We start from the raw sequence: 22,979 nt of genomic DNA, 5'->3' as shown, positions 1-22,979 counted from the left end.
TCATGCCGAGTTTGACCCGTATCGAGGCGGTGCTTCGGGCACAGGCGCTACGTGTGCGCTCCTACGCCGTTGAGCTGGATCTGACCGGGGACGACGAGTTCGTCTCCCGGACCGTGGTCGAGTTCGCCAGCACCGAACCCGTCTCGTTCATCGAGGTCAAGGGCGCCACGACGGTGCGGGCCGCCCTCAACGGGGCCCCGGTCGCCGCGCCGGCCGGCAACCGGCTGGTCCTGGACGGCCTGGCCGCCGAGAACCGGCTGGAGGTCGAGTTCGCGGCGCCGTACTCCCGCAACGGCGAGGGCCTGCACCGGTTCACCGATCCGGAGGACGGCGAGGTCTACCTCTACGGCCAGGCCCCGCTCGATGACGCCCAGCGCATGTTCGCCTGCTTCGACCAGCCCGACCTCAAGGCGCCGATCACGCTCACCGTGCTGGCCCCGCCGAAGTGGCTCGTGCGCGCCAACGCCCCGGTGGCCTCCGCGGCGGACGGCCGCTGGACGTTCGAGCCCACGCCGCCCCTGGCGCCGTACCTGTTCAGCCTCCTCGCCGGCCCCTGGCACCGGCTCGAGGCCGAGCACGACGGCATCCCGCTCGGCCTGCTGTGCCGCCGCAGCCTCGCCGAGAGCCTCGATGCCGACGCCGAGGAGCTCTTCGAGGCCACCGCGGCCGGCTTCGACCGCTACCACGAGCTGTTCGGCATGCGCTATCCGTTCGGCAAGTACGACCAGGCGTTCGTCCCCGAGTTCTCCGGCGGCGCCGTGGAGAACCCCGGCCTGGTCAACTACCGCGAGGAGTTCCTCTTCCGGGCCCGGGTCACCGGCGCCGAGCGCCACCGCCGGTTCGTCGTGATGCTGCACGAGATGGCACACATGTGGTTCGGCAACCTCGCCACGCTGCGCTGGTGGGACGACGTGTGGCTCAACGAGGCGTTCGCGGAGTACATGGGCTGGCGCGTCGCCGCCGAGACCGGCCGCCACCCGACCGCGGCGGCCGACTTCGCGATCTGGCGCGAGCGCTGGGGCCACCTCGCCGACGAGCGCCCCTCCACCCATCCCGTCGCGCCCGACGGCGTCGCCGACACCGCGGTGGCGGTGCAGAACTTCGACGGCATCTCGTACGCCAAGGGCGCCGCCGCCCTGCGCCAGCTCTCCGTCCACCTCGGCGACGACGTGTTCCTCGCCGGTCTGCGCGAGTACTTCCGGCGGTACCGCTTCGGCAATGCGGCGCTCACGGACTTCCTGGCCGTCATCGGCGACGCCGCCGGCCGCGACCTGACCGGCTGGGCCGAGCTGTGGCTGCGCAGCAGCGGCGCCAACACCCTGCGCCCCGTGCCGTCCCGCGGCGACGGCCTGATGATCGAGCAGACCGGCCGGCCGCTGCGCCCCCATCGGCTGACGGCCTCCGCCTACGCTTCCGACGGTTCGGTACTGCGGGTGCCGTTCGACATCGACGGCCCGCAGACGACGATCCCGGGCCTGTCGGCCGCTCCCGCCGGCACGGTGCTGCTGCTGAACGACGGCGACGAGACGTACGCGAAGATCCGCTTCGACCCCTTCAGCCGCGCCGCCCTCCCCGCCGTCCTGCCCGACCTCGACGACCCGCTGGCCCGCGCGGTGGTGTGGAGCGGGGTCATGGATGCCGTACGCGACCGGGAGATCCCCCCGTCGGAGTTCCTGGCCCTGCTGGTGGCCGCGCTGCCCACCGAGCGCGAGGAGGCGGTCTTCGACGAGGTCCTGGCCTTCGCCCGCGACGGCCTGGCCCGCCGCGGCCTGGTCCCGTTCACCCCCTTGGCCGAGGTGTGCGCGCACGCCCTGGCCGCCGCCGCCCCCGGCACCGGCCGCCAGCTGGCCGCCGCCCGCGCCCTGGTCAGCGTCGCCGACGCCCCCGGCGTGCCGCTGCTGGCCGGATGGCTCGACGGCAGCCAGACCCCCGACGGGCTGGTCGTCGACGCGGACCTGCGCTGGGCGCTGCTGCGCCGGATGGCCGCACTGGGCGCGGCCGGGGAGGCGGAGATCGCCGCGGAGGAGCGCCGCGACCCCAGCGCGAAGGGCCTCGAGGCGGCCGCCGCCTGCCGGGCCGCGCTGCCCACCCCGGAGGCCAAGTCCGCCGCCTGGACCACCCTCGTCCACGACCCGAACCCGCGCCTGGCCATGGCCAACGCCGGCGCCTTCTGGCAGCCGGGCCAGGAGGCGCTCACGGACCCGTTCGTCGAGCGCTACTTCACCGACGCCGCCGCGATGCTGGAGGGCCGGTACTCGCTGGCCGGGCTGAATGTGGTGCGGTGGAGCTTTCCGCAGTACAGCGCCCGCGCCCTGCCGCTGGCCGAGGCCCTGCTGTCGACCCCGGACCTGGACCCCCGCCTGCGCCGCGAGGTGGCCGACGGCGCCGACGAGCTACGCCGCTGGGGCTGACCCGCGACACGCCCGGCCGGCGAGGGGTGCCTCGCCGGCCGTGGTTCCGTTCGATATCGAGCCGCGGCGTCAGTCCCCGCGCCGCCCGAGGCTGAGAATTCCCAGCAGCAGGGCGGCCATCGCCATGACGACCGCCAGCGCCCAGAGCGACTGGCCGAGGATCACGACCGTGACGCAGACGCCGAGGATGACCAGCACGAGCACGATCCGCCACGGCGGGATGTTCGGCCCTCCGGTCGGCGGCCGGCCGGGCATTGGTGGCTCGGAAGGCTCTTCGGGCTCGGGAGGCTTGGGCGGGTCGGAAGATCCGGGTAAGGTTTGGGACACGGTCGTTCCCTTTCTTGTGTGGCCATGAGCTGGGGGATTGATCATGCTGAAAACGGGTTGGGTTGCCGCTGCAACGGCGCCCAACCCTCAGCTAGCGGCCGCAAACTCCGGCCGCCATGCGCTGTCGATCTCGAGCAAGGGGTGCACGGCGCTGCAATCGGGCCTTGTGAGGATCAGCCCATTTGAGTGCCGCGAGGGCCGGGGTGCACCCACCCCGGCATGGTTGGACTCCTGGCAACCCGAGACGATCATGGCTGCCCGTTGCGGCAACCACCGGATCCGCAATGGGCTTGAGAGTGGCCATTTCGCTCGGCATCGCAACCTCCTGGCGGTACCCCAACTCGAGGCACGTCTGCGGTTCGGGTGTCACCCTCCCCGGTCCCGCCACCTCCCACTATTCTGTTTTGCAGATGTGTACGTAGGAGGTACTTATGGGCAAGGTACCCGAGTACGTATGCTGCGGCAAGGTACGTATGCCGGAAGGACGCATGGACGACATCACGGCGGAGCCGGGATCATCGGGTGGACCGCTCGCCCGGGAGTCGATGCCTCGTGCGTGCTAACAGAGAGCCGGCGTTCGTCGGCCGTGGCGATGAACTGGATCGGTTGCGGCGCAGGCTCACCGACGTCCGCGACGGCGAGGCGCGCACGGTGCTGGTCAGCGGCGAGGCCGGGGTCGGCAAGAGCCGGCTGCTGCGGGAGTTCAGCGCGATCGCGCGGACGGCGGGGGCGCATGTGCTGCATGGCTCGTGCGACGAGTCGCTCGGCGAGTCGGTGCCGTACGTGGCGCTGACCGAGGCCCTCGAAGGCTTCGGGAGTGAGCACGGCGACGCCGCCGGCGAGCTCGGCGGGCCTTCGTACGCGATGCTGGCCGGGCTGTTCGACGGTACCGGCCGGCCGGCCCCGCTCAGCACGCAGCATCAGGTTTTCCTCGCGGTGCGCCGGATGCTCGATCGCATCGGCGAACGGGCGCCGGCGGTGCTGATCCTGGAGGACCTGCACTGGGCCGACCCGTCCACCGTCGGCCTGGTCGGCGCACTCGCCCGGGCCCAGCCCGAGGGCCGCCGGGTGCTGCTGGTGTGCAGCCACCGGCCCATCGCCGCCATGCTCGATACACCACTGTGGAGGCTGCTGGGCAACGCCGACTTCCTGCGCCGGGTCGAGCAGTTCCTGCTGCCGGTGTTCACCAAGGCCGAGCTGCGCCGGTTCATGAGCGAAGTCGTCGGTGGCCCAGTGCTGCCGGAGCTCGTCGAGCGCTGCTTTGCCTGGTCGGAGGGCATCGCCTTCCACGCCGAACTGCTCACGGCTTCTCACGCCCTGGAGGAGCCGGCCAATGCGCTGCCGCAGGAGGTCACCGGCGCCATGATGGCGCAGCTGGCGCAGATCTCTCCGGCAACGCGCAAGATGCTGTGGGTGGCCGCAGTGGCCGGCCGCCGGATGAGCCACGGGCTGCTGCGCACAGTCAGCGGGCTGCCCGCCGCGGAACTCGACGAAGCGCTGCAGGAGTCTCTCGAGCAGCGGATTCTCGTTGAGGACCGGACCAGTGGGGTGTACGCGTTCCGGCATGCGCTGCTGCGTGAGGCGGTGTATCGCAGCCGTGCTACGGGCAGCACGCAGGAACTGCACGCCCAGATCGCCGAGTCGCTCGCGGCCGATCCTCGGCTCAGTCTCGGCCACGAGCGCACCATCGACGCCGAGCAGGCTTACCACTGGGACCGGGCGGGACGGTGGCCCGAGGCCCTGGCCGCGGCGGTGCGGGCCGGGCGGGCCGCCGAGCAGACTCTCGCCTTTCCGTCCGCGGAGCTGCAGTTCGCCCGGGCCCTGCAGCTGTGGGACGACGTTGCCGATGCCGAGCAGCGCACCGGCCTGTCCCGGGTGCGGGTCCTGACCGCCGCCGCGAATGCCGCCCGTTGGTCCGGCCACATCGCCAAGGCGGTTGAGCACGCACAGGCGGCGATCGCGCTGGTCGACCCGGCCGTCGATCCCGACCTTGCCGGGCTGCTCCACGAGCGGCTCGCCAACCACCTGTGGGAGGTCGGCCGGAGCGCCGAGTCCCAGCTCGCGTACGACCAGGCGGCCCGGCTGCTCGAGGACCGGCCCCCGTCGGCGGTGAAGGCGCGCGTGCTCGCCGCGTTGGCGCTGCGCGACCTGCGTGCCGGCCACCATGCCGCCGGCTTCGGCAAGGCCGAGGAGGCCCTCGCGATGGCCAGGGCGGTGGGCGCGCGCGCCGAGGAAGGCCGCGCGCTCAACGTCAGCGGGCTCGCCCTGGGCATCGGCGACGATCCCGAGGCCGGCGTCGCCCGGCTGGAAGCGGCGATCGACATCGCGCGGCAGGTGCACAACCTTGAGGACTTGTTCCGCGCATACAGCAATCTCGGCCTTGTCCTCGAGCACGCCGGCCGGCTGGATGAGGCGGCTGACACCAACCGCAAGGGCCTTGCCGAGGCCCGCCAGCTCGACCTGCAGGATAGCCGGCAGGCCGCGGTCCTGGCCAACAACGCCAGCACCGCGCTGGCGATGCTCGGCCGCTGGGACGAGGCCGAGGCCGTCATCGACGAGACGGCCCTGAGCAGGCCTGTCGGCGAGAGCCTGTACCCACGACTGACCCTCGCCGAGATCCAGATCGCCCGGGGTCGTTTCATGCAGGCCCGGGATCTGCTCGACTCCGTGGCCGCATTGGCGCAGGGCACCAACGACGTGCGCTTCCAAGGTCCGTTGCACGCGTACCAGGCCGAGCTGGCGCTATGGCAGGACCGGCCGGCTGCCGCGATCCGGCATGTGCGCGACGGCATCGAGCACGTCCGCGGCGGTGAGAACGCGGTGGAGCAGCTCCGGCTCCTGGCGCTCGGCCTGCGCGCCGCGGCCGACCAGGCTGCGGCCGACGCCGCAGAGGCCGCCGCCTCGGCGGCGACCGGCGACCGGCTCATGCTGCTGGTCGAATCGGCGGTCGACGCCGCGGAGACCGCCGAGATCGAACAGCTGGTCCGGCTGTACACCGTTGAGCGGAACCGGATCCGTGGTGAGGACACGGCAGCGCAGTGGAAGCAGGTTGTGCAGGGCTGGGTCGACCTCGGGCGCCGCTACCCGGCGGCATATGCCCGCTGGCGCGAGGCCGAGGCCGCATACCGGAGCGGGGACGGGCCCGGCGCGCGGGAGGCCGCGCGGGCCGCGCACACCACCGCATGCCACCTCGGCGCCGAGCCGCTCCGCCGGCGCGTCGAGGCGCTCGCCGAGCGGGCCGGCTTCGAGCTGGCGACCGCGCCCGAGCCGGAGATACCGCCGTTCGACCTGACGACGGCCGAGTACACCGTCTTCAAGATGATCAAGCAGGGCCTGGAGCCGAAGGTCATCGCCCAGCGGCGCAATGTGTCGGTGCGTACCGTCGAGACGCAGCTCCAGCGCATCTACAGGAAGACGGGCGTGCACAACCGGCTCGAACTGATCGCGATGGCCGATCGGGACGGCAACCGCGGCATCTGAGTACGCGTACGTACGCTTACCACTCGTACGTATGCGGCCTGACGTTACGTACCAGGGCGGATCCGGTTGGTTTCGTAGGCCCACATGGCGATCTCCACGCGGTTGCGGACGCCCAGTTTCAGCATCAGCGCCGTCACGTGGGTCTTCACCGTGCTCAGCGTGATGAACAGCTCGTCGGCGATCTCGTTGTTCGTGCGGCCCCGTGCGACCCGGGCCAGCACCTGCTCCTCGCGGTCCGTCAACGCCTCCACCGGCTGGCGCGGCGGGGCCTTCGGGCCGGCGTCGGCGAAGGCGCGCAGCAGGCGGGTCGTGACGCTCGGGGCGATCAGCGCGTCGCCGTTCGCCGCGGCGTGGACCGCCTGAGCGAGCAGGGCGGGGCCGGCGTCCTTCAGCAGGAAACCGCGGGCGCCGGCGCGCAGGGCCGCGTAGACGTACTCGTCCAGGTCGAAGGTCGTGATCACCACGACGGCGATCGGGTCCTCGACCGCGGGGCCCGCGAGCTGCCGGGTCGCCTCCAGGCCGTCCATCGACGGCATGCGGACGTCCAGGAGGCACACGTCGGGGCGCAGCCGGCGGGCCAGTTCGACCGCGCGGCGGCCGTCGGCGGCCTCGGCCACCACCTCGATGTCCGGCTGGGCGTTGAGGATCATCGTCAGGCCCGTACGGACGATTTCCTGATCATCCGCGACCAGCACCCGCACGCTCACGCGCCAACTCTAAGGCTCCGGCGCCGGCGTATGTGCGGCCGGCGACGGCGAATCCGGCCACCGCGGGGAGCAGCGCGACCGCGAACGCGGCGACGTAGGCGATCGGGCCGCGGTCGACCAGCGCGGCGAACAGGGAGCCGCCGAGCGCCAGCGCCGTGGTGGTGAGCAGCGCGTCCGCCACCGACAGGGCCGAGCTGTTGGCCCCCTGCTCGGACGGGGCGGAGTAGCCCAGGACCAGCGCCGCGGCGGCGGGGGACGTCAGGCCCATGCCGAAGCCGCCGAGGCACCAGCCCACGACGACGACGGGTATCGGTACCGACGCGAAACCCAGCGACATCGCGGACAGCACGCCCAGGGCGATGCCGGCCGAGCCGAGGCGCAGCCGGGTCGCGTCGGGCAGCCGCTGGGCCGGCCGGGCCTGGACCCACGATCCGGCCGACCAGAACAGGGCCCCGACCGTCACGGTGAGGCCGGCCAGCGCGGGGCTCAGGCCGCGCTCGCGGGTCAGCAGGAGCGGGATGAAGACATCGGTCTGCACGAACGCGGCGCCGGCCAGGCCGCGCAGCAGCACGACCGCCGGCAGGCCGCGGGCCGCGGCGAACGTGCCGGGCGGGAGCAGGCGCGCGCCGCAGAACAGCGCGACGACGAGGCCGACCGCGAGCACGGCGAGGCCGAGCGGCGACGGGTCCTGGCCGCCGACGTAGAGCAGCCCGGCGCCGAGCGCCGCGGCGACGGGCCAGTGCATCCGGACGGATGGCGAAGTGTCCGAAAAGGACGTGAGCCCGCGCAGGCGCGGCCAGATCAGCAGCATTGCCGGCACCGAGGCGAAAACCACAAGCAGAAAGACCCAACGCCAGCCGATGTACTGCACGATGGCCCCGGCCACCGCCGGACCCACGATCGCCGGCAGGACCCACGCGGCGGACAGGGCCGAGAACACGCGCGGATGTTCGGCGGCCGGGTAGGCCCGCCCGACGACCACGAACAGCGCGACGTTCACCAGGCCGCCGCCGAAGCCCTGCACCAGGCGGCCCAGGACCAGGACCCACATGTACGGCGCCAGGCCCGCCACCACCAGGCCCAGGCAGAACAGCACCACGCCCACGAAGGTCGGCCGGGCCGGTCCGGAGCGGTCGCTCCACGAGCCGCCGAGCACCATGCCGACCACGCTGGTGGCCAGGGCGCCCCCGAAGGCGAAGCCGTAGAGCGCCACCCCGTCGAGGGCGCGGGCGACGGCCGGCATGGCCGCGGTCACCGCCACCGCCTCGAAGGCGACCAGCGTGACCAGGGTCACCATGCCGACGGTGAGCGCGCGTCTGTTCTCCACGCCCCGAAACTTCGCACCTCAACACGGCTTCAGGTCAAGCCGGTTGTGATTTCACCACGTGTTGACATCGATCTCGGCGGCGGTCAACAATTGTTTGCCAACACTTGTTGACCAACGGCCCGATGGAGGAGCCATGAAGACCGTCATCGCCGGGGCCGGACCCACGGGCCTGTTGCTCGCCGGGGACCTCGCCCACGCCGGCGTCGACGTCACGGTGCTCGAGCGCCGCGACGGCGAGTCCAACCTCACCCGCGCGTTCGCCGTGCACGCCCGGACGCTCGAGCAGTTCGACGCGCGGGGCATCGCCGAGGAGGTCATCGCGACCGGCACGCCGGTGTCCCACCTGCGGCTGTTCAACCGGATCGCGCTCGACCTGGGCGGGCTGCCTTCGCGGTACCCGTTCGTGCTCATCACCCCGCAGTACAACGTCGAGCGCGTGCTCGAGGAGCGCGCACTCAAGGCCGGCGCGCGGATCGTGCGCGGGGCCGCCGTCAGCGGGATCGAGCAGGACGCCGACGGGGTCGACGTGCACACCGAGGACGTCCCGGCCTACCGCGCGGACTACGTCGTCGGCGCCGACGGGGCGCACAGCGGCGTCCGCCGGGCGCTCGGGCTCGAGTTCCCCGGGCAGGCCGTCGTCCGCTCGCTGATGCTCGCCGACGTGCGCCTGTCCGATCCGCCGCCGGACGCGATCACGGTCACCGCGGTCGGCTCCGCGTTCGCGTTCGTGGCGCCGTTCGGCGACGGGTGGTACCGCGTCTTCGCCTGGAACCGCGCGAACCAGGTGCCGGACAGCACCCCGCTCGCGCTCGACGAGGTGCGCGACACCGTGCGCCAGGCGTTCGGCACCGACTTCGGCATGGGCGAGTGCCGGTGGCTGTCGCGGTTCCACAGCGACGAGCGCCAGGTCGAGCGGTACCGCACCGGCCGCGTCTTCCTCGCCGGCGACGCCGCCCACGTGCACTCCCCGGCCGGCGGGCAGGGCATGAACACCGGCCTGCAGGACGCGGCCAACCTGTCCTGGAAGCTCGCCGCGACCGCGGGGGGCTGGGCGCCGGACGGGCTGCTCGACAGCTACCAGGAAGAGCGGCACGCCGTCGGCCGGCTCGTGCTGCGCACCAGCGGCGGCATCATCCGCCTGGCCCTGCTGCAGTCGCGGGCCGCGCGGCTGGGGCGCGACGCGCTCGCCGGGCTGGCGCTGCACGTCCCGGCGGTCATGCGCAAGGCCACCGGCACGGTGTCCGGCATCGCCATCGACTACCCGCACGCGCCGCGGCAGGAGGACATCGACCTGGGCCCCACCCGGCTGTACGAGCTGCTGCGGGTCGGCCGCCACGTGCTGCTCGGGCCGTCGCGGCCGGAGGGGTACGACGGCCGGATCACCCATGCCCGCTACGACCGCTACGTCCTGGTCCGGCCGGACGGCCACACCGCCTGGACGGGCACCGAGGGAGACCTGCCGGTTGCACTCCGCGCGCATGTCGGCTCGCCTGGGTGACGAACGACACGTCGCTGTTACCGGCCCTTGACATGGGAGCGTTGATCGATGTGTAGTGCCCGTCACAGAGCGGTTCTCGTTGACAGGCGCCCCCTTCGGTGACGCACACGGGGAACGACGGAACGCTTGGCGAGACGTGCCGGGCCCCGCGCCGCCACGGGGGGCCCGGCACCCTCGGGCCGCCGCCTCCGCTTCGCTCCGGCGACGGCCCGAGGCGAGGCTGTGCTTATTGGTTCGCGGCCCCTCCGCTTCGCTCCGGACCGCTCACGCGTGCGCCAGCTGCGGCTGCTGGCCCCGCTCGACGACCACGAACTGGCCCATCATGCCCTCGTCCTCGTGCTTGAGGACGTGGCAGTGGAACATGTACGCCGTCGCCGGGTCGGCGTAGTCGGCGAACCGGGCGATGATGCGGTACGTCTCGCCCTCGGCCAGGAACAGCGTGTCCTTCCAGCCCGACAGCTCCGGCGGCGGCGCCTTGCCGTCGACCGCCAGCACCTGGAACTGCACGTCGTGGATGTGGAAGCTGTGCGGGGTGTCGTGGCCGTTGCGCACGTTCCAGACCTCGACCGTGTCCTTGACGACCACGGCGTCGACCCGGCCCATGTCCATCTTGCGGTCGTTGATCTGGCGGCCCTGGAAGGTGAACGACCGGGTCTGGGCGGCCTGGGCCGGGTCCAGCCGGGGCGTGTCGACCAGGGTCTCCGGCAGGGTCGCCGGGGTCAGCGACGCCGCCGCGCGCAGCTGCAGGATGTCGAAGGAGTCCCGGCCGCCCTGCAGCTTGCTGCCGAGGTCCGAGCCGAGCGACGGGCCGCTGCGCAGCGTCACCCGCTCGCCCGGCTTGAGCGCCACCACGATCTCGGCCCGCTCGCCGACCGAGAGCCGCACGTGGTCGGTCATGTACGGCCGGTCAAGCAGTCCGCCGTCGGTGCCGACGAGGGCGAACGGCCGGCCGTCGCCGAGGCGGAAGCTGTAGATGCGCGCCGTGGACGCGTTGAGCAGGCGCAGGCGGACCAGCTCCGAGTGCACGTCGACGTACGGGCCGGGGGTGCCGTTGACCAGGATCTGGTCGCCGAGCACGCCGATGTCGCTGCCGAAGCGGCCGGACATGCTCAGCTGGTCGCCGCTGAAGTCCTTGTCCTGCACCATCACCGGGAGGTCGTCCACGCCGTAGTCGTGCGGCAGCGCCGCCTGTGCCGGCTCGTCGTCGTCGACGATGAACATCCCGGCCAGGCCGCGGTACACCTGCTTCTCGGTCGTCTCGCTCGGATGCGGGTGGTACCACAGCGTGGCCGCCGGCTGGTCCACCGTCCACGCGGCCTGAAACGCGCCGCCGGCCGGGATCGGGTGGTGCGGGCCGCCGTCGACCTTCGCCGGCAGGTGCATCCCGTGCCAGTGCACGGTCGTCGGCTCCGGCAGGGTGTTACGCACGTTCACCACGACCGGCTCGCCGCGCTTGGCGCGCAGGGTCGGGCCGAGGTAGGCCCCGTTGTACCCCCACGTGCGCGTCGCCCCGTGCCCGAGGTCGCTCTCGCCCGCCTGGGCGCGCAGCTCGAACACCCGCCGCCCCTGCGCGTCGACGGTGGACGGGGCCAGCGGCGGCACCTTGAGCGCCCGGTTGAAGTCGACGTGCTCGTCCAGCGGCGGCCGGGCGAGGAACCAGACGATCGCGGCGACCCCGCCCCCGCAGCACAGCAGCAGCAGACCCAGGCCACCGACCAGCCATTTCCGCACCGGACTTCCCTCCTACATGTAGCTCGGCTACATGTAGGCTCCCTTGTGCCGGCGGCGGCCCGCCAGACCCGAGCCGGGAAGCGGGGGAAACCTCAGGGTCTACCCGGACTGCGCGCCGCCGCGATCCTCGGCATGCTGTTCGGGTGGCTACCGCTGGACCCATCGACGCCTACGTCACCGCGCTGAGCCGGGCCCTGCGCGGCCCCCGCGCGGCGAAGGCGGACCTGGTCGCCGAGGCGCGTGACGGCCTGGCCGACGCCGCCGCCCACTACGAGGAGGACGGCCTGGACCGGGCCGCGGCCGAGCGGGCCGCGGTCGAGGAGTTCGGGGCGGTGGCCGACCTTGCCCCGGAGTACCAGCGCGAACTGGCCCTGGCCCAGGGCCGGCGCACGGCGATCCTCATCGGCGCCGGGGTCGCCGCCCAGTCCATCGCCTCCGAGCTCGCCTGGCGCAGCGCCGCGACGGGCTGGACGTGGGAGCCCGGCCGGGCCTACGCGGTGCTGGCCAACCTCGTCGACTACACCGCCTACGCGGTGGTGGCCGGCGCCCTGCTCGCCGTGCTGGCGTGCGGGATCGGCACCCGCTACGTGAACGTGGGCCGCTCGTTCGTGCGCGGGACCGGCATCGCGGCGTTCGCCGTCGTCGCCTTCTTCGCCGCCGGCGGCATCCTGCTGACGCTGTTCAGCCCATTCGGGCACCAGCACAGCGGCTCGACCTCGCTGCTGTCCGCGGCCGCGCACCTGGTGACGTACACCGTGCCGCTCTGGATGGCCTATTCCGGCCTGCGCTGCGTCCGCGCGGCCGCCTAGGGCACGGGATCGGCGGTCCCGCGCGGGGTGGACGGGTTGCAGCGGCGGATGCGGGCCGCGGTCAGCCGCGAGCCCTCGACCAGCCCGTAGCGGGCCACCGCCTGCAGGCCGTAGTTGCTGCACGTCGGCACCTGGCGGCAGCGGGTCGGCAGGTGCGGGGAGAGCCAGCGCTGGTACCCCCGGATCGCCGCCATGCCCGCCCGGCCCGGCCCGGAGGCGTCGCGCCGCGGCGGGCGCGACGGCGCCGAGACGGCCATCAGCGACAGCAGCGAGCCGAGCATGAACGGGCTGCAGTCGCAGTCACAGAAGTCGAGGTCGCAGTCCGGGGTGCAGTCGCAGTCGCGGTTCCGGCGGCGCCGCTGCTCCCGCCGCATGCGCCAGGCCGCCCAGTAGTCCCCGAATCGCATGGCGGCGATTGTGGGCGGCGCCACCGCGGTGATCAAGCCTTGGTCGTGGTTCTGACGCCGTCCATGAGCAGCCGCACGAGGCGGTCGGCCCGCGCGTCGCCGTCGGCGCCCGGCTCGATGATGACCATGGCGGCGCCGTGGCCGATGCGCATGAAGTCCGTGCCGTCGATGTCGGTGCGGGCCACGCCCGCCTCCTGGGCGCGGGCCAGCAGCACCTGCGCGGACCAGCGCATCATGCCGCTCACCTCGACCATGAGCTCGGCCTCCTTGTCGTACACCGCCTTGAGGGTCTCCGACAGGCCCCGGTAGCGGCGCAGGTGCTCGATCAGCGCGCGCAGCCAGGCCTCCAGCGCCCGGTCCGGGTCGGGCTCCTCCGTCAGCAGCCGGGCCGCCTCGTCGCGCAGGAGCGCCACCCGCTCGTGGAACACCGCCTCCAGCAGGTGCTGGCGGGTCGGGAAGTGGCGGTACAGCGTGCCGGGGCCCACGCCCGCCCGCTTGGCGATGTCGTCGAGCGACGCGTCCGCGCCCCGCTCGGCGATGGCCTCGGCCGCGGCGACGAGGAGCCGGTCGTAGTTGCGGCGGGCGTCGGCGCGCTGCGGTTTGGCGATGGGCATGCGTCCCCCTTGTAAACCGGAGACAGTCTCCGTATTGTTCGAGACAACGGAACCGGAGACAGTCTCCTAATTTCCCAGGTTAGTTCCGCCTGCCCATGATTGCCCAGGGAGGCCGCTCGACCATGCCCAGGCACCGCCTCGCCCTCGCCGTGATCGTCTCCTGCCAGCTGCTGCTCGGCATCGACGCCACCATCGTCAACGTGGCGCTGCCGCGCGTCGCCGCGGCCCTGCGGTTCGCCCCGGCCGACCTGGCCTGGGTCCTCAACGCGTACACCCTCGCCTTCGCCGGCCTGCTCCTGCTCGGCGGCCGCCTCGGCGACGTCCTCGGCCGGCGGCGCATGTTCCTCGCCGGCGTGCTCGTCTTCACGGCCGCCTCCCTCGCCGCCGCGCTGGCCGACCGCCCGGGCTGGCTCCTGGCCGCCCGGGCCGTGCAGGGCGTCGGCGCCGCGCTCGCCTCGCCCAGCACCCTCGCTCTCATCGCCGGCACGTTCCCGGAGGGCCCGGAGCGCAACCGCGCGCTCGGCGTCTCCTCGGCGGTGATCAGCGGCGGCGCGTCGCTCGGCCTCGTGCTCGGCGGCGTGGTCACCGCGGCCGTGAGCTGGCGCTGGGTGTTCCTGGTCAACGTGCCGATCGGGATCGCCGTCGCCGCCCTGGCGCGGCGGCACCTGCCCGAGACCGAGCGGCACGCGGGCCGCTTCGACGTCCTCGGCGCGCTGACCGGCACGGCCGGCATGGTCGGCATCGTGTACGCGCTGATCCGGGCCGCGTCCGCGGGCTGGGGCGACGCCCGGGTGCTCGCCGGCCTCGCCCTCGGCGCGGTCGCGCTGGCCGCGTTCGTCGCCGTCGAGGCGCGCACCGCGGCGCCGATCGTGCCGCTGGGCCTCTTCCGGGACCCCCGCCGCGCCGCCGGGTACGCCTCGCTGCTGCTCGTCGGCCCCAGCCTCATCGGCCCGTTCTTCTTCCTGACCACGTACCTGCAGCAGGTCCGCGGCTGGGGCCCGGTGGCGACCGGCCTCGCGTTCCTGCCGATGACCGGCGGCCTGTTCGCCGCGGCCCGCATCGTGCCCCGCCTGCTGGCCCGCTTCGGCCACCGCCCGGTGATCGGGTTCGCGCTCGCCGCCGACGTGCTCGCCGTGCTGCTGCTGTCGCGGGTCGGCGCGGGCAGCTCCTATCTGCTGGTCATCGGGCCGCTGGCGCTCGTAGGGTTCGGCGGGGGTTGCGCGTTCGTCCCGATGTACACCCTCATCCTGTCCCGCGTCGGCGGCCACCACGCCGGCGCCGCGTCCGGGGTCCTGCAGACCATGCAGTGGCTGGGCAGCTCGTTCGGCCTCGCGGTGATGGTCGCGGCGGCCGGATCCGCGGGTCTCGGCCGCGGCTTCGTCGCGGCCGCGACACTTGCCGCCGCCGCGTTGGTACTGCAAATGCTCGTCCTTCGCCCCAACAAGAAAACGCACCCGGATGGCCGACTTCGTGCGGGCGGCCGGGAACGTCCGGACGGTCCCGGACACCCGCACGAAGTCGAACAACCGAGTGCGTCGCTTGGTGGCTGAATGGTCGTGGTCTGGGCCCGGCCGGCGGGGCTGATTCCGCCGGCCGCCCGAAGCCACACCATGATCGGAAGCGCTGGTTACTTGGAGGCGATCTCCGCCTCGCCGCCGTGGTACTGCGTGCCCTCGGCGAACGCGGCGTCGAAGCGCTGCTGCAGCGCGTCGAGCTCCGAGAAGTCGGCCTGGTGGGCGTGCTCGCTGCCCTCGGCCGCGAAGACGTGGTCGTCCTCGCTGGCGTTGTGGCTGTAGTTGGTGTAGTCGTCCGACTCGTAGTGCACGGCCGGGCCCTGGTCGAACTCGGTGTGGTGACCCTGCGAGAAGTCGGTCGAGGTGTCGGCGTGGTGGTCGTTCTCGTACACGCCGTACTGGTTGCCGTAGTCCGACTCCGAGCCGTGGGCCTGGTGCAGCTGGTCGAGACCCGCGTGCTCCTGCCCGGCCTCGTAGTGGCCGTAGTCGACGTCGTGGCCGCCGTCGTACGAGCCGGTGTCGATGTCGCTCATGGTGCGCTCCTTGGGAGTGTGGTGTGGGCCTTGCTGATGCAGCAAACGTTAGGCCCGCCGGCGCCCCGTCGAATCCCGGAAACGTGCCACCACACAGGGCGCTCGCCGTCACACCCTCGGCCCGACGTGCTCCTCGCCGCGGCGTAGCAGGATGGCGTCGAAGGTCAGGCCCTTCAGCGCGGCGGTCCCCTTGCCCTCGTCGAAAGCGTCGGGGACGTCCAGGCCGGCGCCGAGGGCGTCGTAGAAGCCGCGGGTGAACTCGATCGCGGCCGGGTCCGACAGCGGGCCGTCGGCCGCGATCGTGAACTCCGTGCCGATCGCGCTGATGCGGCCGAGCGACAGGGAGTAGCACGCGTTGAGCACCGCGACCCGGATCTTCCGGCGGGCGAAGAGCTCGGCCAGGGCGTCCGAGGACGGCGTGAAGCGGTGGCCGGCGTCGTCCTCGAAGACCAGGCCCTGGTGGGTGCCGTGGCCGGAGAAGTGGACGATGTCGAACGGGTCGCGCAGCAGGGCGCGGCGCAGGTCGTCGACCGTGGCGGCGTTGAGGGTCTCGATCGCGATGCGGTCGCGCTCCGCGGACATCCGGATCGACTGGCGCAGCGTGCGGTCCTCCTCGGCCGTGCGCAGCGGCTCGCTGCCGCGGGGGTTGGCGCACACGAGCAGGATCCGCAGCGCGGGCGCCTGCCCGGCGGCGTCGGTCGGGCCCGGCACGGTACTGCGGTTCACGATCGTCGCGTGGTCGCCGGTGTTGGTGATGTAGTCGCCGGCCACGTGCGTGGTCACCGACACGAACACCCGGCGGCCGCCGGCGGGCGGCGCGGGCGGCAGCCGCCAGCCCGAGGCCGCCTCGCGGGCGTCCACGGTCTCGGCGAGCAGCCGCAGGCCGGGCGGCACCGGGATGGGCAGGCGGCCGAGGTAGCGGCGGTCCCAGCGGGCGTGCTCCAGCGTCGTCACGTTGCGCCATGCGGTGGACAGCTCGTCGGGCTCGGGCGCGACGAGCACGTGCGTGACCTCGCGGTCGTCGCGCGGGGCGCAGATCGTCGCGGCCACCTGCTCGACCAGTGCCGGCGGCAGCGGCGCGGGGGACGCGAGCGTGATCCGGGTCCGGAAGACGCCGGACTGGTAGTGCCGCCAGGCGTCATCGAAGAGCCGGGCCGCGTACACGGCGAACGGGTCGGCGGCCAGCTCGTAGCTCCGGCCGCTCAGCTGGCCCTGCACGGTGCGGCCCGGGGTGGCGAGCCGGCCGTACTTCGCGGCGAGCTCGGCCAGCAGGCCGACGAACGGCGCCGCCGGCGCGAAGGGCTCCAGCCCGACGCTCAGCATGAACGGCTGCGGCAGGTCGGCCACCGCCTGCCACAGCGGCCCCCAGTTGGCCGCACCGGCGGCGAAGCGCGGCACGGCGAGGTAGTACGCGACGCCCGCGTCCGGCCGGGACGGCACTCCCAGCCGGACCTGCTTGCGCACCTCGACGACGCCCGACGGGTGCGCCGGGAACGGGTTGAGCAGCCGCTGTACCGCATCCGGCGCCTCAACCGGCGCGGCCCGCACGTGCGGCGGCAGCATCCCGAGCCGGTCGCGCAGCCGCAGCGCGGCGGCGGTCGCGGCGCCGGACGTGGGCGCGACGACGCGGCCGAGCAGGACACACCGCACGCCCTCGCCCGGCTGGTGCAGGTAGCGCAGCTCCAGCCGGGCGCCGCCGGCCGGGTCCCACTGTCCGGCCAGCCAGCCCGCGTCGGCCAGCGCCGCCTCGGCCCGCCGCTGCGCGTCCGAGCCCTCGCCGGACACCCGCCCGGCGACCGGCTCCACCTGCAGGGCGACCCACGCCGAGACGCCGTCCGGCCCGGCAGCGCTCAACACTGCGGTGCCGGACGGCCTCGGCGACACGTCCCGGTCGGGACCGTCCATCCAGGTCATGCTCGTCAGCTCGTGGTGGGACCGGCCGGCCAGCTGGTCGTCGGGCCCGGCGGCGCGCTCACGGGCGGCGCGCTGACGGGCTGGCCCGTGGGCGGGTAGAAGTACTGGCTCGTGGGCGGGCCCACCGGCTGCGCGGGCGGGCCGGGAACGAACGTGGTGACCGGCGCCGAGCCGGCACCGGACTCGATCGGGATCTCGTAGCCGAACGTCGCGGCGATCGGCACGTTGATGCCCTCGACCGCCGCGTCCACGCCCTCGCGCACGGCCGAGTGCACGGCCTCGCGCATGGCCCGCACGCGCTCGGTGCGCAGCATCTGGTTGATGATGCCGGTGCGGCCGAGCATGCTGCCGAACAGGTCCTTGATGAACTGGCCGACGAGCGCGACGCCGCGGCGGCTGCGCCACATGGTCCAACCGACGTACAGCGAGGTGCCGAAGGCGAACACCGAGACGTACGCGACGTACGAGCGCTCCGTGATGACGAGCCGGTTGTTCACGGCCTCGGGCATCACGTCGCTGCGGATCCGTCGGGGCGTGACACCGACCGGGATCCGGCGGCGGGCCAGCGACTGGAAGATCGCCGCGTACGACGAGTCGGCCGCGGCCGCCTTGCCCTCCAGCAGCGTCCTCCATTCGGCGACCGGCTCCTGCAGCTTCGTCAGGAGCAGCACGACCCAGAACACGACGAACGACAGGAACCAGCCGACCTCGACCAGCGTGCCGCTGCCCGAGAGGCCGGAGGTGTCGCCGGTCCTGGAGGCCGTCTGCGCGCCGCCGAGCAGGCTGACGAACGCGAGCAGGGTGAAGAACAGCCATACGGTGCCGGCCGCGAGCGCGGCGTACAGCCACAGCCGGAACAGCGTCCTGAAGGGCACCGACTCGTCGAGCGCGAGCTCCATGCCTCCGAACCGCAGCGACTGCGTGCGGTACGCGATGTCCTCACCGGACGGTCCGGCCGCAGCCCACCGGCCACCCAGTGCATCTGTGCTGGTCAAGACTCCTCCTACGTCACTAGTAGCCGAGCGTGATCTGGATGGCGCCGTCGTTGCCGATGCCGGCGTAGCCCCGGACGCTGACCGACGAGGAGCCGGTCGAGCTCTGCTGGACGCCGGTGTAGTCGGTGTAGCTGATCGTGTAGGTCGCCGAGCCCGGCGTACCGGTGGCGAACTGCACCTGGTTCCGCCCCGAGTCCGCCTGCGAAAGCTGGACCTGCGGGTACGTCGTGATCTTCCAGCTCGTCGTCTGCGAGTACGACATGTACGGCGCCTGCAGCGGGCACCGATAGCGGTATGAGCCCGTCGGGTTCACGCAGGCGGCGTCGAGGTACTGCTGGACGGCCGCCTGCACGGCCTGCGGCGCGCCCGGGGCGACCGCGGGCGAGCCGAACCTGATGTCGGCCGTGACGCTCCGGTTGCCGCTCTGGTACGTCGCCGCCTGCGTGCCGCCCGCGAACAGCGCGTTGCCGGCGGTCGTCGCCTCGTACGCCCCCGGGAACACGGGCGTGCCCCGGGCCAGCGTCCCCGGGTCCACGGTGATCCCGTTCACCGTCGCCGCCATCCCGTAGGGCGCCTCCACGGTCAGGTAGAGGAACGGCTGCTCCAGCCGGTACGGCGTCTGCTCGTCCCCGGTCGCCCGGACCGCGAGCACCTGGCTGACCGACTGCCCGCCGATCCGGTACGTGACCGCCACCGCCGTGTACTCGCCGCCGCTCGTCGCGGCCTGCGACTCGGTGACGGCGGCATCGGTCGGCCGGTTCCCGGCTCCGGCCAGCGCGGCCGGCACGAGCAGCGGCGCCGCGTCCGGCGTGATGACCCCGCCTTGGTCGTCGACGAGCGCGAGCGCGGCGGCCGTGTCGCCCGATCGGAGGTGGTCGAAGTAGTCCCGCACGGCCCCGGCCGGGCTCGGCGGGTCCGGGCGCAGCACCAGGAACGCCGCCACCGCGAGCACCACGACCGCGGCGGAGCCGCCGATCGCCAGCCAGGCCCGGCGGCTCAGCTGCGGCCCGGAGGAGATCCGCGCCGGCTCGAACCGGTGGACGGGCCCACCGACGGCGACGGGGCGCGCAGCGGCCACGGGTGGTGGTGGCGGCGGCCCGGACGGCGAGCCACAGTAAAGACAACCGCCGGCCGTGCCGGGCCCGGCCTGGCCGCACCGCCGGCACAACGTCGTCGACTCGATCATCGGCCCACCGCTCCTTCCGCCGTCGCTTGCCGCCCCTTTCTGACGGACAGGTGCCGGAGGGTGGTCTCATCGTCGCGTTGAGCGATATCGCAAGATCGAGTTTTTTCGCGTCATGTAGCGTTGGTTGAGAGGAGCGCGCCGGACCGGAGTGTTCTGCGGACCGTCGCGACGCGAGTTCGGGCATGGCCGCAGCGGCCGTTGTGTGGGAGGCGGAATGCCCGCGCGGAAGCCGAAGTGCCCCCGGGCGCGACCGCGTTGGAACGCGGCCGGGCATCCGGACCAGGTCCGGCTTTGCGCGTACGTCGACGCGCTCCGGCCGGTGAGCGGCGCCGCCGCCGGGCCGGTTGCGCTGGATTTCGTCGCGCGGCTGCCCGGGGCTCGGTGCCGCGAACGTGGCCGCGACGTTCGGGCGCACTCGCCGCGGCGCCGGCTCGACGATCGTGGCCGGCCGCCCGCGCCGGGTCGACCGGCACGGCCGTTGGCCGAGCCGTCAGGGGCCTGCAGCTGAAGGTCCGCACGACCGCCTCGTCCGACTCCGCCATGTGGAAGCGCGGATCGCCGACAGCGTGGACCCGATTCTGCCGGGGGCGTGGCCGAGCTATCGCAGGGTCTCCAGCAGCGGGAGGACGTCCTCCGGGGCCGGCATGGCGGTGGCTTCCGCGCGCAGCGCCGCGGCCGCCGCGCCGTACGAGGCCTCGGTCAGGACCGCCTGCACGGCGTCGGCGGCGTCCGACGGCGTGCTGTCCACGGCGTCCAGCACGACCCCGGCGCCGAGGTCCGCGCAGCGCTCCGCGTTCGCGGGCTGGTCGGCGCCCATCGGGATCAGGACCATCGGCAGGCCGTGGGCCAGCGAGCCGACCACCGTGCCCGAGCCGGCGTGTGAGATCACCGCGGAGCAGCGCGGCAGCAGTTCGGCCTGCGGGATGTAGCGCTCGACCCGGACGTTGGGCGGCTGCTCGCCCAGCTCCGTCGGGTCGATGCCGCCGCCGACCGTGACGACCAGCTCGACGGGCAGGTCGCGCACGCCCGACAGGACGCGGGCGAAGAGGTCGCCGGACTCCGTGTTGAAGATGGTGCCGAGCGTGAAGTACACCGTCGGGGGCGTGGTGGGGGACGGGACGGCCGGCGGGAACGGGCGCATCGGGGTCGTGCCGGGGCGGGCGTGGAACGACGGCGGCACGGGCGAGATGACCAGGTGGCGCTCGAGCATCGCCAGCGTGGGGTCGGGGGGCAGGCCGTGCTCGGCGCGCGCGGCGTCCAGCAGGTCGGACAGGCCTTCGGGGCGGCCGAACGTGCCCGCGGCGAGGACCACGACCGAGGCGTGCGGGATGCCCAGGGACTCCGCGGCGATCATGCTGCCGAAGTCGGCCTCGTCGCACACGATGACGTCCGGGCGCCATCGCTCGGCGACCCGGCGGGTGGTGGCGGCGCGCTCGCGGGCGATCCAGCCGCCGAAGCCGTCGCGGAACTCGCGCTCCTCGCGGGCGCGGTCCAGGCGGGCCAGGGGGCGGCGGGCGTCGTCCGGCACGTCGGCGCCGGCGGGGAAGCCCTCCAGGTCCTTCGGCAGGACGGCTGGGCGGCCGGTCACCGCCACGGCGTGGCTGGCGCAGCGGGCGGCGTACGCCAGCGGGAGCAGGGGCTGGAGGTGGCCGTTGCCGCCGGCGAAGGCGAAGAGCATGCGCATGGTAGAGAAAGTCTCCAAACTTTTTTCGGGGGTGCTGTCGAAGAACCGGGGCGGTCTTCGACGCGTTGGTGAAGGCACCCTACTGAGGAGGAACCGACGATGCGGTACATGCTGATGCACAAGCTCGACGACTCGAACCCGGCGCTGTGGCAGCCGACGCCCGAGTTCATGGCGCGGATGGGCGCGTTCATGGAGGAGGTCAGCAAGACCGGCGTCCTGCTGGCGGCCGAGGGGCTCATGCCGAGCTCGGCGGGGGCGGCGATCGTGCGGGTGACGGACGGTCAGACCACCGTCACCGACGGCCCGTTCGCGGAGGCCAAGGAGGTCGTCGGCGGCTTCGGGATCCTGCAGGTGCGCGACCACGCCGAGGCGGTCGAGTGGGCGCAGCGCTTCGCCGCGTTGTTCGACAACGTCGAGGTCGAGGTGCGGCGGGTCTCCGAGTACGAGTAGATCGCCCGTTATGTTGGGCGCGTGGGTACAGGTACCGACGCGAAAACAGCGATCGAAGCGGTCTGGCGGATCGAGGCGGCGCGGGTCATCGCCGGCGTCGCCCGGCTCGTCGGCGACGTCGGGCTCGCCGAGGAGCTGGCGCAGGACGCCCTCGTCGCGGCGCTCGAGCAGTGGCCGGGCGAGGGGGTGCCGCGCAATCCCGGTGCGTGGCTCATGACCGCGGCGAAGCGGCGCGGGATCGACGCCATCCGGCGCCAGCAGGTGCTGCAGAAGCACCTGCCGGCGCTGGCCGGGGAGGAGCACACGGACGATTCGGCATTCGATGCGGTACTCGAGCAGGAGCCCATCGAGGACGACCTCCTGCGCCTGATCTTCACGGCGTGCCACCCGGTGCTCAAGCCCGAGGCCCGGGTGGCGCTCACGCTGCGGATGCTCGGCGGGCTGTCGACCGACGAGATCGCACGGGCCTTCCTGGTGCCGGACGCGACGGTCGGGCAGCGCATCAGCCGGGCCAAGAAGGCCCTCGCCGACGCGAAGGTGCCCTTCGAGCTGCCGACCGGCGCGGACCGGGCGGCCCGGCTGACGTCGGTGCTGGAGGTCATCTATCTGATCTTCAACGAGGGGTACTCCGCGACCGCCGGCGACGACTGGATGCGCCCGGCCCTGTGCGAGGAGGCGATGCGACTCGGCCGAGTGCTGGCCGGGCTGATGCCGGGCGAGGCCGAGGTCCACGGGCTGGTCGCGCTGCTGGAGATCCAGGCGTCGCGCGCGGCGGCGCGCACCGGGCCGGACGGCGCGCCGGTGACGCTGCTGGAGCAGGACCGCCGCCGGTGGGACCGGCTGCTCATCGGCCGGGGCCTGGCCGCGCTGGCCCGGGCCGAGGAGCTCGGCGGCGGCACGTACACGCTGCAGGCCGCGATCGCCGCCTGCCACGCGCGGGCGCGCACCGCCGAGGAGACCGACTGGGCGGCGATCGCCGGGCTCTACGCGCGGCTGGCGAGCCTGGCACCGTCGCCGATCGTCGAGCTCAACCGGGCGGTGGCGGTGTCACGGGCGGACGGGCCGGCGGCCGGGCTCGCGGTGCTGGATCCGCTCCTCGAGGAGGCGTCGCTTCGGGGGTACCACCTGCTGCCCTCGGTCCGCGGCGACTTCCTGTTCCGGCTCGGCCGCCTGGACGAGGCCCGGGCGGAGTTCGAGCGCGCGGCCGGCATGACCCGCAACGAGGCCGAGCGGGCGCTGCTGCGCTCCCGGGCGGCGGCCTGCGCGTGACCACGCTCACCGTCATCGTCGGGCTGGAGCCGGCCGGCATCTCCATGTTCGCCACGTCCGGCGCGCTCATGGCCATCCACAAGCGCTTGGATCACGCCCCGGGCCTGGCAGCGCCGGGGCCGA

Annotated in this window: 18 protein-coding genes; 7 read left to right on the top strand and 11 right to left on the bottom strand. The window is 73.3% G+C overall.

The features are described from left to right. Window positions 1–2: 2 nt before the first annotated feature. The gene (pepN, locus tag ACQEVU_RS43920; protein ID WP_433334546.1) at window positions 3–2,411 is read left to right on the top strand and encodes an aminopeptidase N; all 2,409 of its coding nucleotides are present in this window, start codon (window positions 3–5) and stop codon (window positions 2,409–2,411) included. A 69-nt stretch (window positions 2,412–2,480) separates the two neighbouring features. Here pepN and ACQEVU_RS43915 read toward each other — a convergent pair whose 3' ends face one another. Beyond that, window positions 2,481–2,666, bottom strand: a complete 186-nt coding sequence (locus tag ACQEVU_RS43915; RefSeq protein ID WP_433334544.1) for a hypothetical protein — start codon at window positions 2,664–2,666, stop codon at window positions 2,481–2,483. A 435-nt stretch (window positions 2,667–3,101) separates the two neighbouring features. Here ACQEVU_RS43915 and ACQEVU_RS43910 point away from each other — a divergent pair, with 435 nt between their 5' ends. After that, entirely contained in the window at window positions 3,102–6,218 is a 3,117-nt protein-coding gene (locus ACQEVU_RS43910; protein WP_433334542.1) for a helix-turn-helix transcriptional regulator, read from the top strand. A gap of 44 nt (window positions 6,219–6,262) precedes the next feature. Here ACQEVU_RS43910 and ACQEVU_RS43905 read toward each other — a convergent pair whose 3' ends face one another. Next, on the bottom strand, window positions 6,263–6,925 hold the full coding sequence (locus ACQEVU_RS43905; protein ID WP_433334540.1) for a response regulator: 663 nt from the start codon (window positions 6,923–6,925) through the stop codon (window positions 6,263–6,265). After that, window positions 6,897–8,252, bottom strand: coding sequence for an MFS transporter (locus ACQEVU_RS43900; RefSeq protein WP_433334538.1), 1,356 nt, complete (start codon window positions 8,250–8,252; stop codon window positions 6,897–6,899). Before ACQEVU_RS43900 ends, ACQEVU_RS43905 begins: the two co-directional genes overlap by 29 nt. Before the next feature lie 133 nt (window positions 8,253–8,385). Here ACQEVU_RS43900 and ACQEVU_RS43895 point away from each other — a divergent pair, with 133 nt between their 5' ends. Then, window positions 8,386–9,750 carry an FAD-dependent monooxygenase gene (locus ACQEVU_RS43895; RefSeq protein WP_433334536.1) on the top strand — a complete coding sequence of 455 codons (1,365 nt, stop codon included), beginning with the start codon at window positions 8,386–8,388 and terminating at the stop codon, window positions 9,748–9,750. Window positions 9,751–10,014: 264 nt separating this feature from the next. Here ACQEVU_RS43895 and ACQEVU_RS43890 read toward each other — a convergent pair whose 3' ends face one another. Beyond that, on the bottom strand, window positions 10,015–11,481 hold the full coding sequence (locus ACQEVU_RS43890; RefSeq protein ID WP_433334534.1) for a multicopper oxidase family protein: 1,467 nt from the start codon (window positions 11,479–11,481) through the stop codon (window positions 10,015–10,017). Between the two features lie 143 nt (window positions 11,482–11,624). Here ACQEVU_RS43890 and ACQEVU_RS43885 point away from each other — a divergent pair, with 143 nt between their 5' ends. After that, window positions 11,625–12,290: a permease prefix domain 1-containing protein gene (locus ACQEVU_RS43885; RefSeq protein ID WP_433334532.1), complete on the top strand. Its 666-nt coding sequence runs from the start codon at window positions 11,625–11,627 to the stop codon at window positions 12,288–12,290. Here ACQEVU_RS43885 and yidD read toward each other — a convergent pair. Together yidD and ACQEVU_RS43875 are read right to left on the bottom strand one after the other, a co-directional pair. Continuing rightward, window positions 12,287–12,697 (bottom strand): membrane protein insertion efficiency factor YidD, encoded by a 411-nt coding sequence (yidD, locus tag ACQEVU_RS43880; protein ID WP_433334530.1) that lies wholly within the window; start codon window positions 12,695–12,697, stop codon window positions 12,287–12,289. The genes ACQEVU_RS43885 and yidD overlap by 4 nt on opposite strands. 32 nt (window positions 12,698–12,729) lie before the next feature. Further along, complete coding sequence (locus ACQEVU_RS43875; protein WP_433334528.1) at window positions 12,730–13,311, bottom strand: TetR/AcrR family transcriptional regulator; 582 nt, start codon at window positions 13,309–13,311, stop codon at window positions 12,730–12,732. Between the two features lie 122 nt (window positions 13,312–13,433). Here ACQEVU_RS43875 and ACQEVU_RS43870 point away from each other — a divergent pair, with 122 nt between their 5' ends. Then, window positions 13,434–14,861 carry an MFS transporter gene (locus ACQEVU_RS43870; protein ID WP_433334526.1) on the top strand — a complete coding sequence of 476 codons (1,428 nt, stop codon included), beginning with the start codon at window positions 13,434–13,436 and terminating at the stop codon, window positions 14,859–14,861. Window positions 14,862–14,938: 77 nt separating this feature from the next. Here ACQEVU_RS43870 and ACQEVU_RS43865 read toward each other — a convergent pair whose 3' ends face one another. The 5 genes from ACQEVU_RS43865 to ACQEVU_RS43845 form a co-directional block, all read right to left on the bottom strand. Next, entirely contained in the window at window positions 14,939–15,358 is a 420-nt protein-coding gene (locus tag ACQEVU_RS43865; protein WP_433334524.1) for a hypothetical protein, read from the bottom strand. Between the two features lie 108 nt (window positions 15,359–15,466). Next, window positions 15,467–17,263: a CHAT domain-containing protein gene (locus tag ACQEVU_RS43860; protein WP_433334522.1), complete on the bottom strand. Its 1,797-nt coding sequence runs from the start codon at window positions 17,261–17,263 to the stop codon at window positions 15,467–15,469. A 14-nt stretch (window positions 17,264–17,277) separates the two neighbouring features. After that, complete coding sequence (locus tag ACQEVU_RS43855) at window positions 17,278–18,267, bottom strand: adhesin (RefSeq protein ID WP_433334520.1); 990 nt, start codon at window positions 18,265–18,267, stop codon at window positions 17,278–17,280. A gap of 16 nt (window positions 18,268–18,283) precedes the next feature. Further along, on the bottom strand, window positions 18,284–19,345 hold the full coding sequence (locus ACQEVU_RS43850) for a hypothetical protein (protein WP_433334518.1): 1,062 nt from the start codon (window positions 19,343–19,345) through the stop codon (window positions 18,284–18,286). 706 nt (window positions 19,346–20,051) lie between these two features. Further along, window positions 20,052–21,137 (bottom strand): glycosyltransferase, encoded by a 1,086-nt coding sequence (locus ACQEVU_RS43845; protein WP_433334516.1) that lies wholly within the window; start codon window positions 21,135–21,137, stop codon window positions 20,052–20,054. 99 nt (window positions 21,138–21,236) lie between these two features. Between ACQEVU_RS43845 and ACQEVU_RS43840 the strand changes: the two genes are divergently transcribed. Together ACQEVU_RS43840 and ACQEVU_RS43835 are read left to right on the top strand one after the other, a co-directional pair. After that, window positions 21,237–21,587 (top strand): YciI family protein, encoded by a 351-nt coding sequence (locus ACQEVU_RS43840; RefSeq protein WP_433334514.1) that lies wholly within the window; start codon window positions 21,237–21,239, stop codon window positions 21,585–21,587. Between the two features lie 21 nt (window positions 21,588–21,608). After that, on the top strand, window positions 21,609–22,856 hold the full coding sequence (locus tag ACQEVU_RS43835) for an RNA polymerase sigma factor (RefSeq protein WP_433334512.1): 1,248 nt from the start codon (window positions 21,609–21,611) through the stop codon (window positions 22,854–22,856). The last annotated feature ends 123 nt before the right edge of the window (window positions 22,857–22,979 follow it).

This window comes from Dactylosporangium sp. CA-139066, assembly GCF_050936175.1.
Taxonomy (GTDB): domain Bacteria; phylum Actinomycetota; class Actinomycetes; order Mycobacteriales; family Micromonosporaceae; genus Dactylosporangium.
This window is presented reverse-complemented; position numbering and strand designations above follow the sequence as displayed.

Coding starts and splice junctions, on each gene's coding strand:
- pepN (WP_433334546.1), top strand. CDS start 3: ATGCCGAGTTTGACCCGTATCGAGGCGGTGCTTCGGGCACAGGCGCTA.
- ACQEVU_RS43915 (WP_433334544.1), bottom strand. CDS start 2,666: ATGCCCGGCCGGCCGCCGACCGGAGGGCCGAACATCCCGCCGTGGCGG.
- ACQEVU_RS43895 (WP_433334536.1), top strand. CDS start 8,386: ATGAAGACCGTCATCGCCGGGGCCGGACCCACGGGCCTGTTGCTCGCC.
- yidD (WP_433334530.1), bottom strand. CDS start 12,697: ATGCGATTCGGGGACTACTGGGCGGCCTGGCGCATGCGGCGGGAGCAG.
- ACQEVU_RS43875 (WP_433334528.1), bottom strand. CDS start 13,311: ATGCCCATCGCCAAACCGCAGCGCGCCGACGCCCGCCGCAACTACGAC.
- ACQEVU_RS43870 (WP_433334526.1), top strand. CDS start 13,434: ATGCCCAGGCACCGCCTCGCCCTCGCCGTGATCGTCTCCTGCCAGCTG.
- ACQEVU_RS43865 (WP_433334524.1), bottom strand. CDS start 15,358: ATGAGCGACATCGACACCGGCTCGTACGACGGCGGCCACGACGTCGAC.
- ACQEVU_RS43860 (WP_433334522.1), bottom strand. CDS start 17,263: ATGGACGGTCCCGACCGGGACGTGTCGCCGAGGCCGTCCGGCACCGCA.
- ACQEVU_RS43845 (WP_433334516.1), bottom strand. CDS start 21,137: ATGCGCATGCTCTTCGCCTTCGCCGGCGGCAACGGCCACCTCCAGCCC.
- ACQEVU_RS43840 (WP_433334514.1), top strand. CDS start 21,237: ATGCGGTACATGCTGATGCACAAGCTCGACGACTCGAACCCGGCGCTG.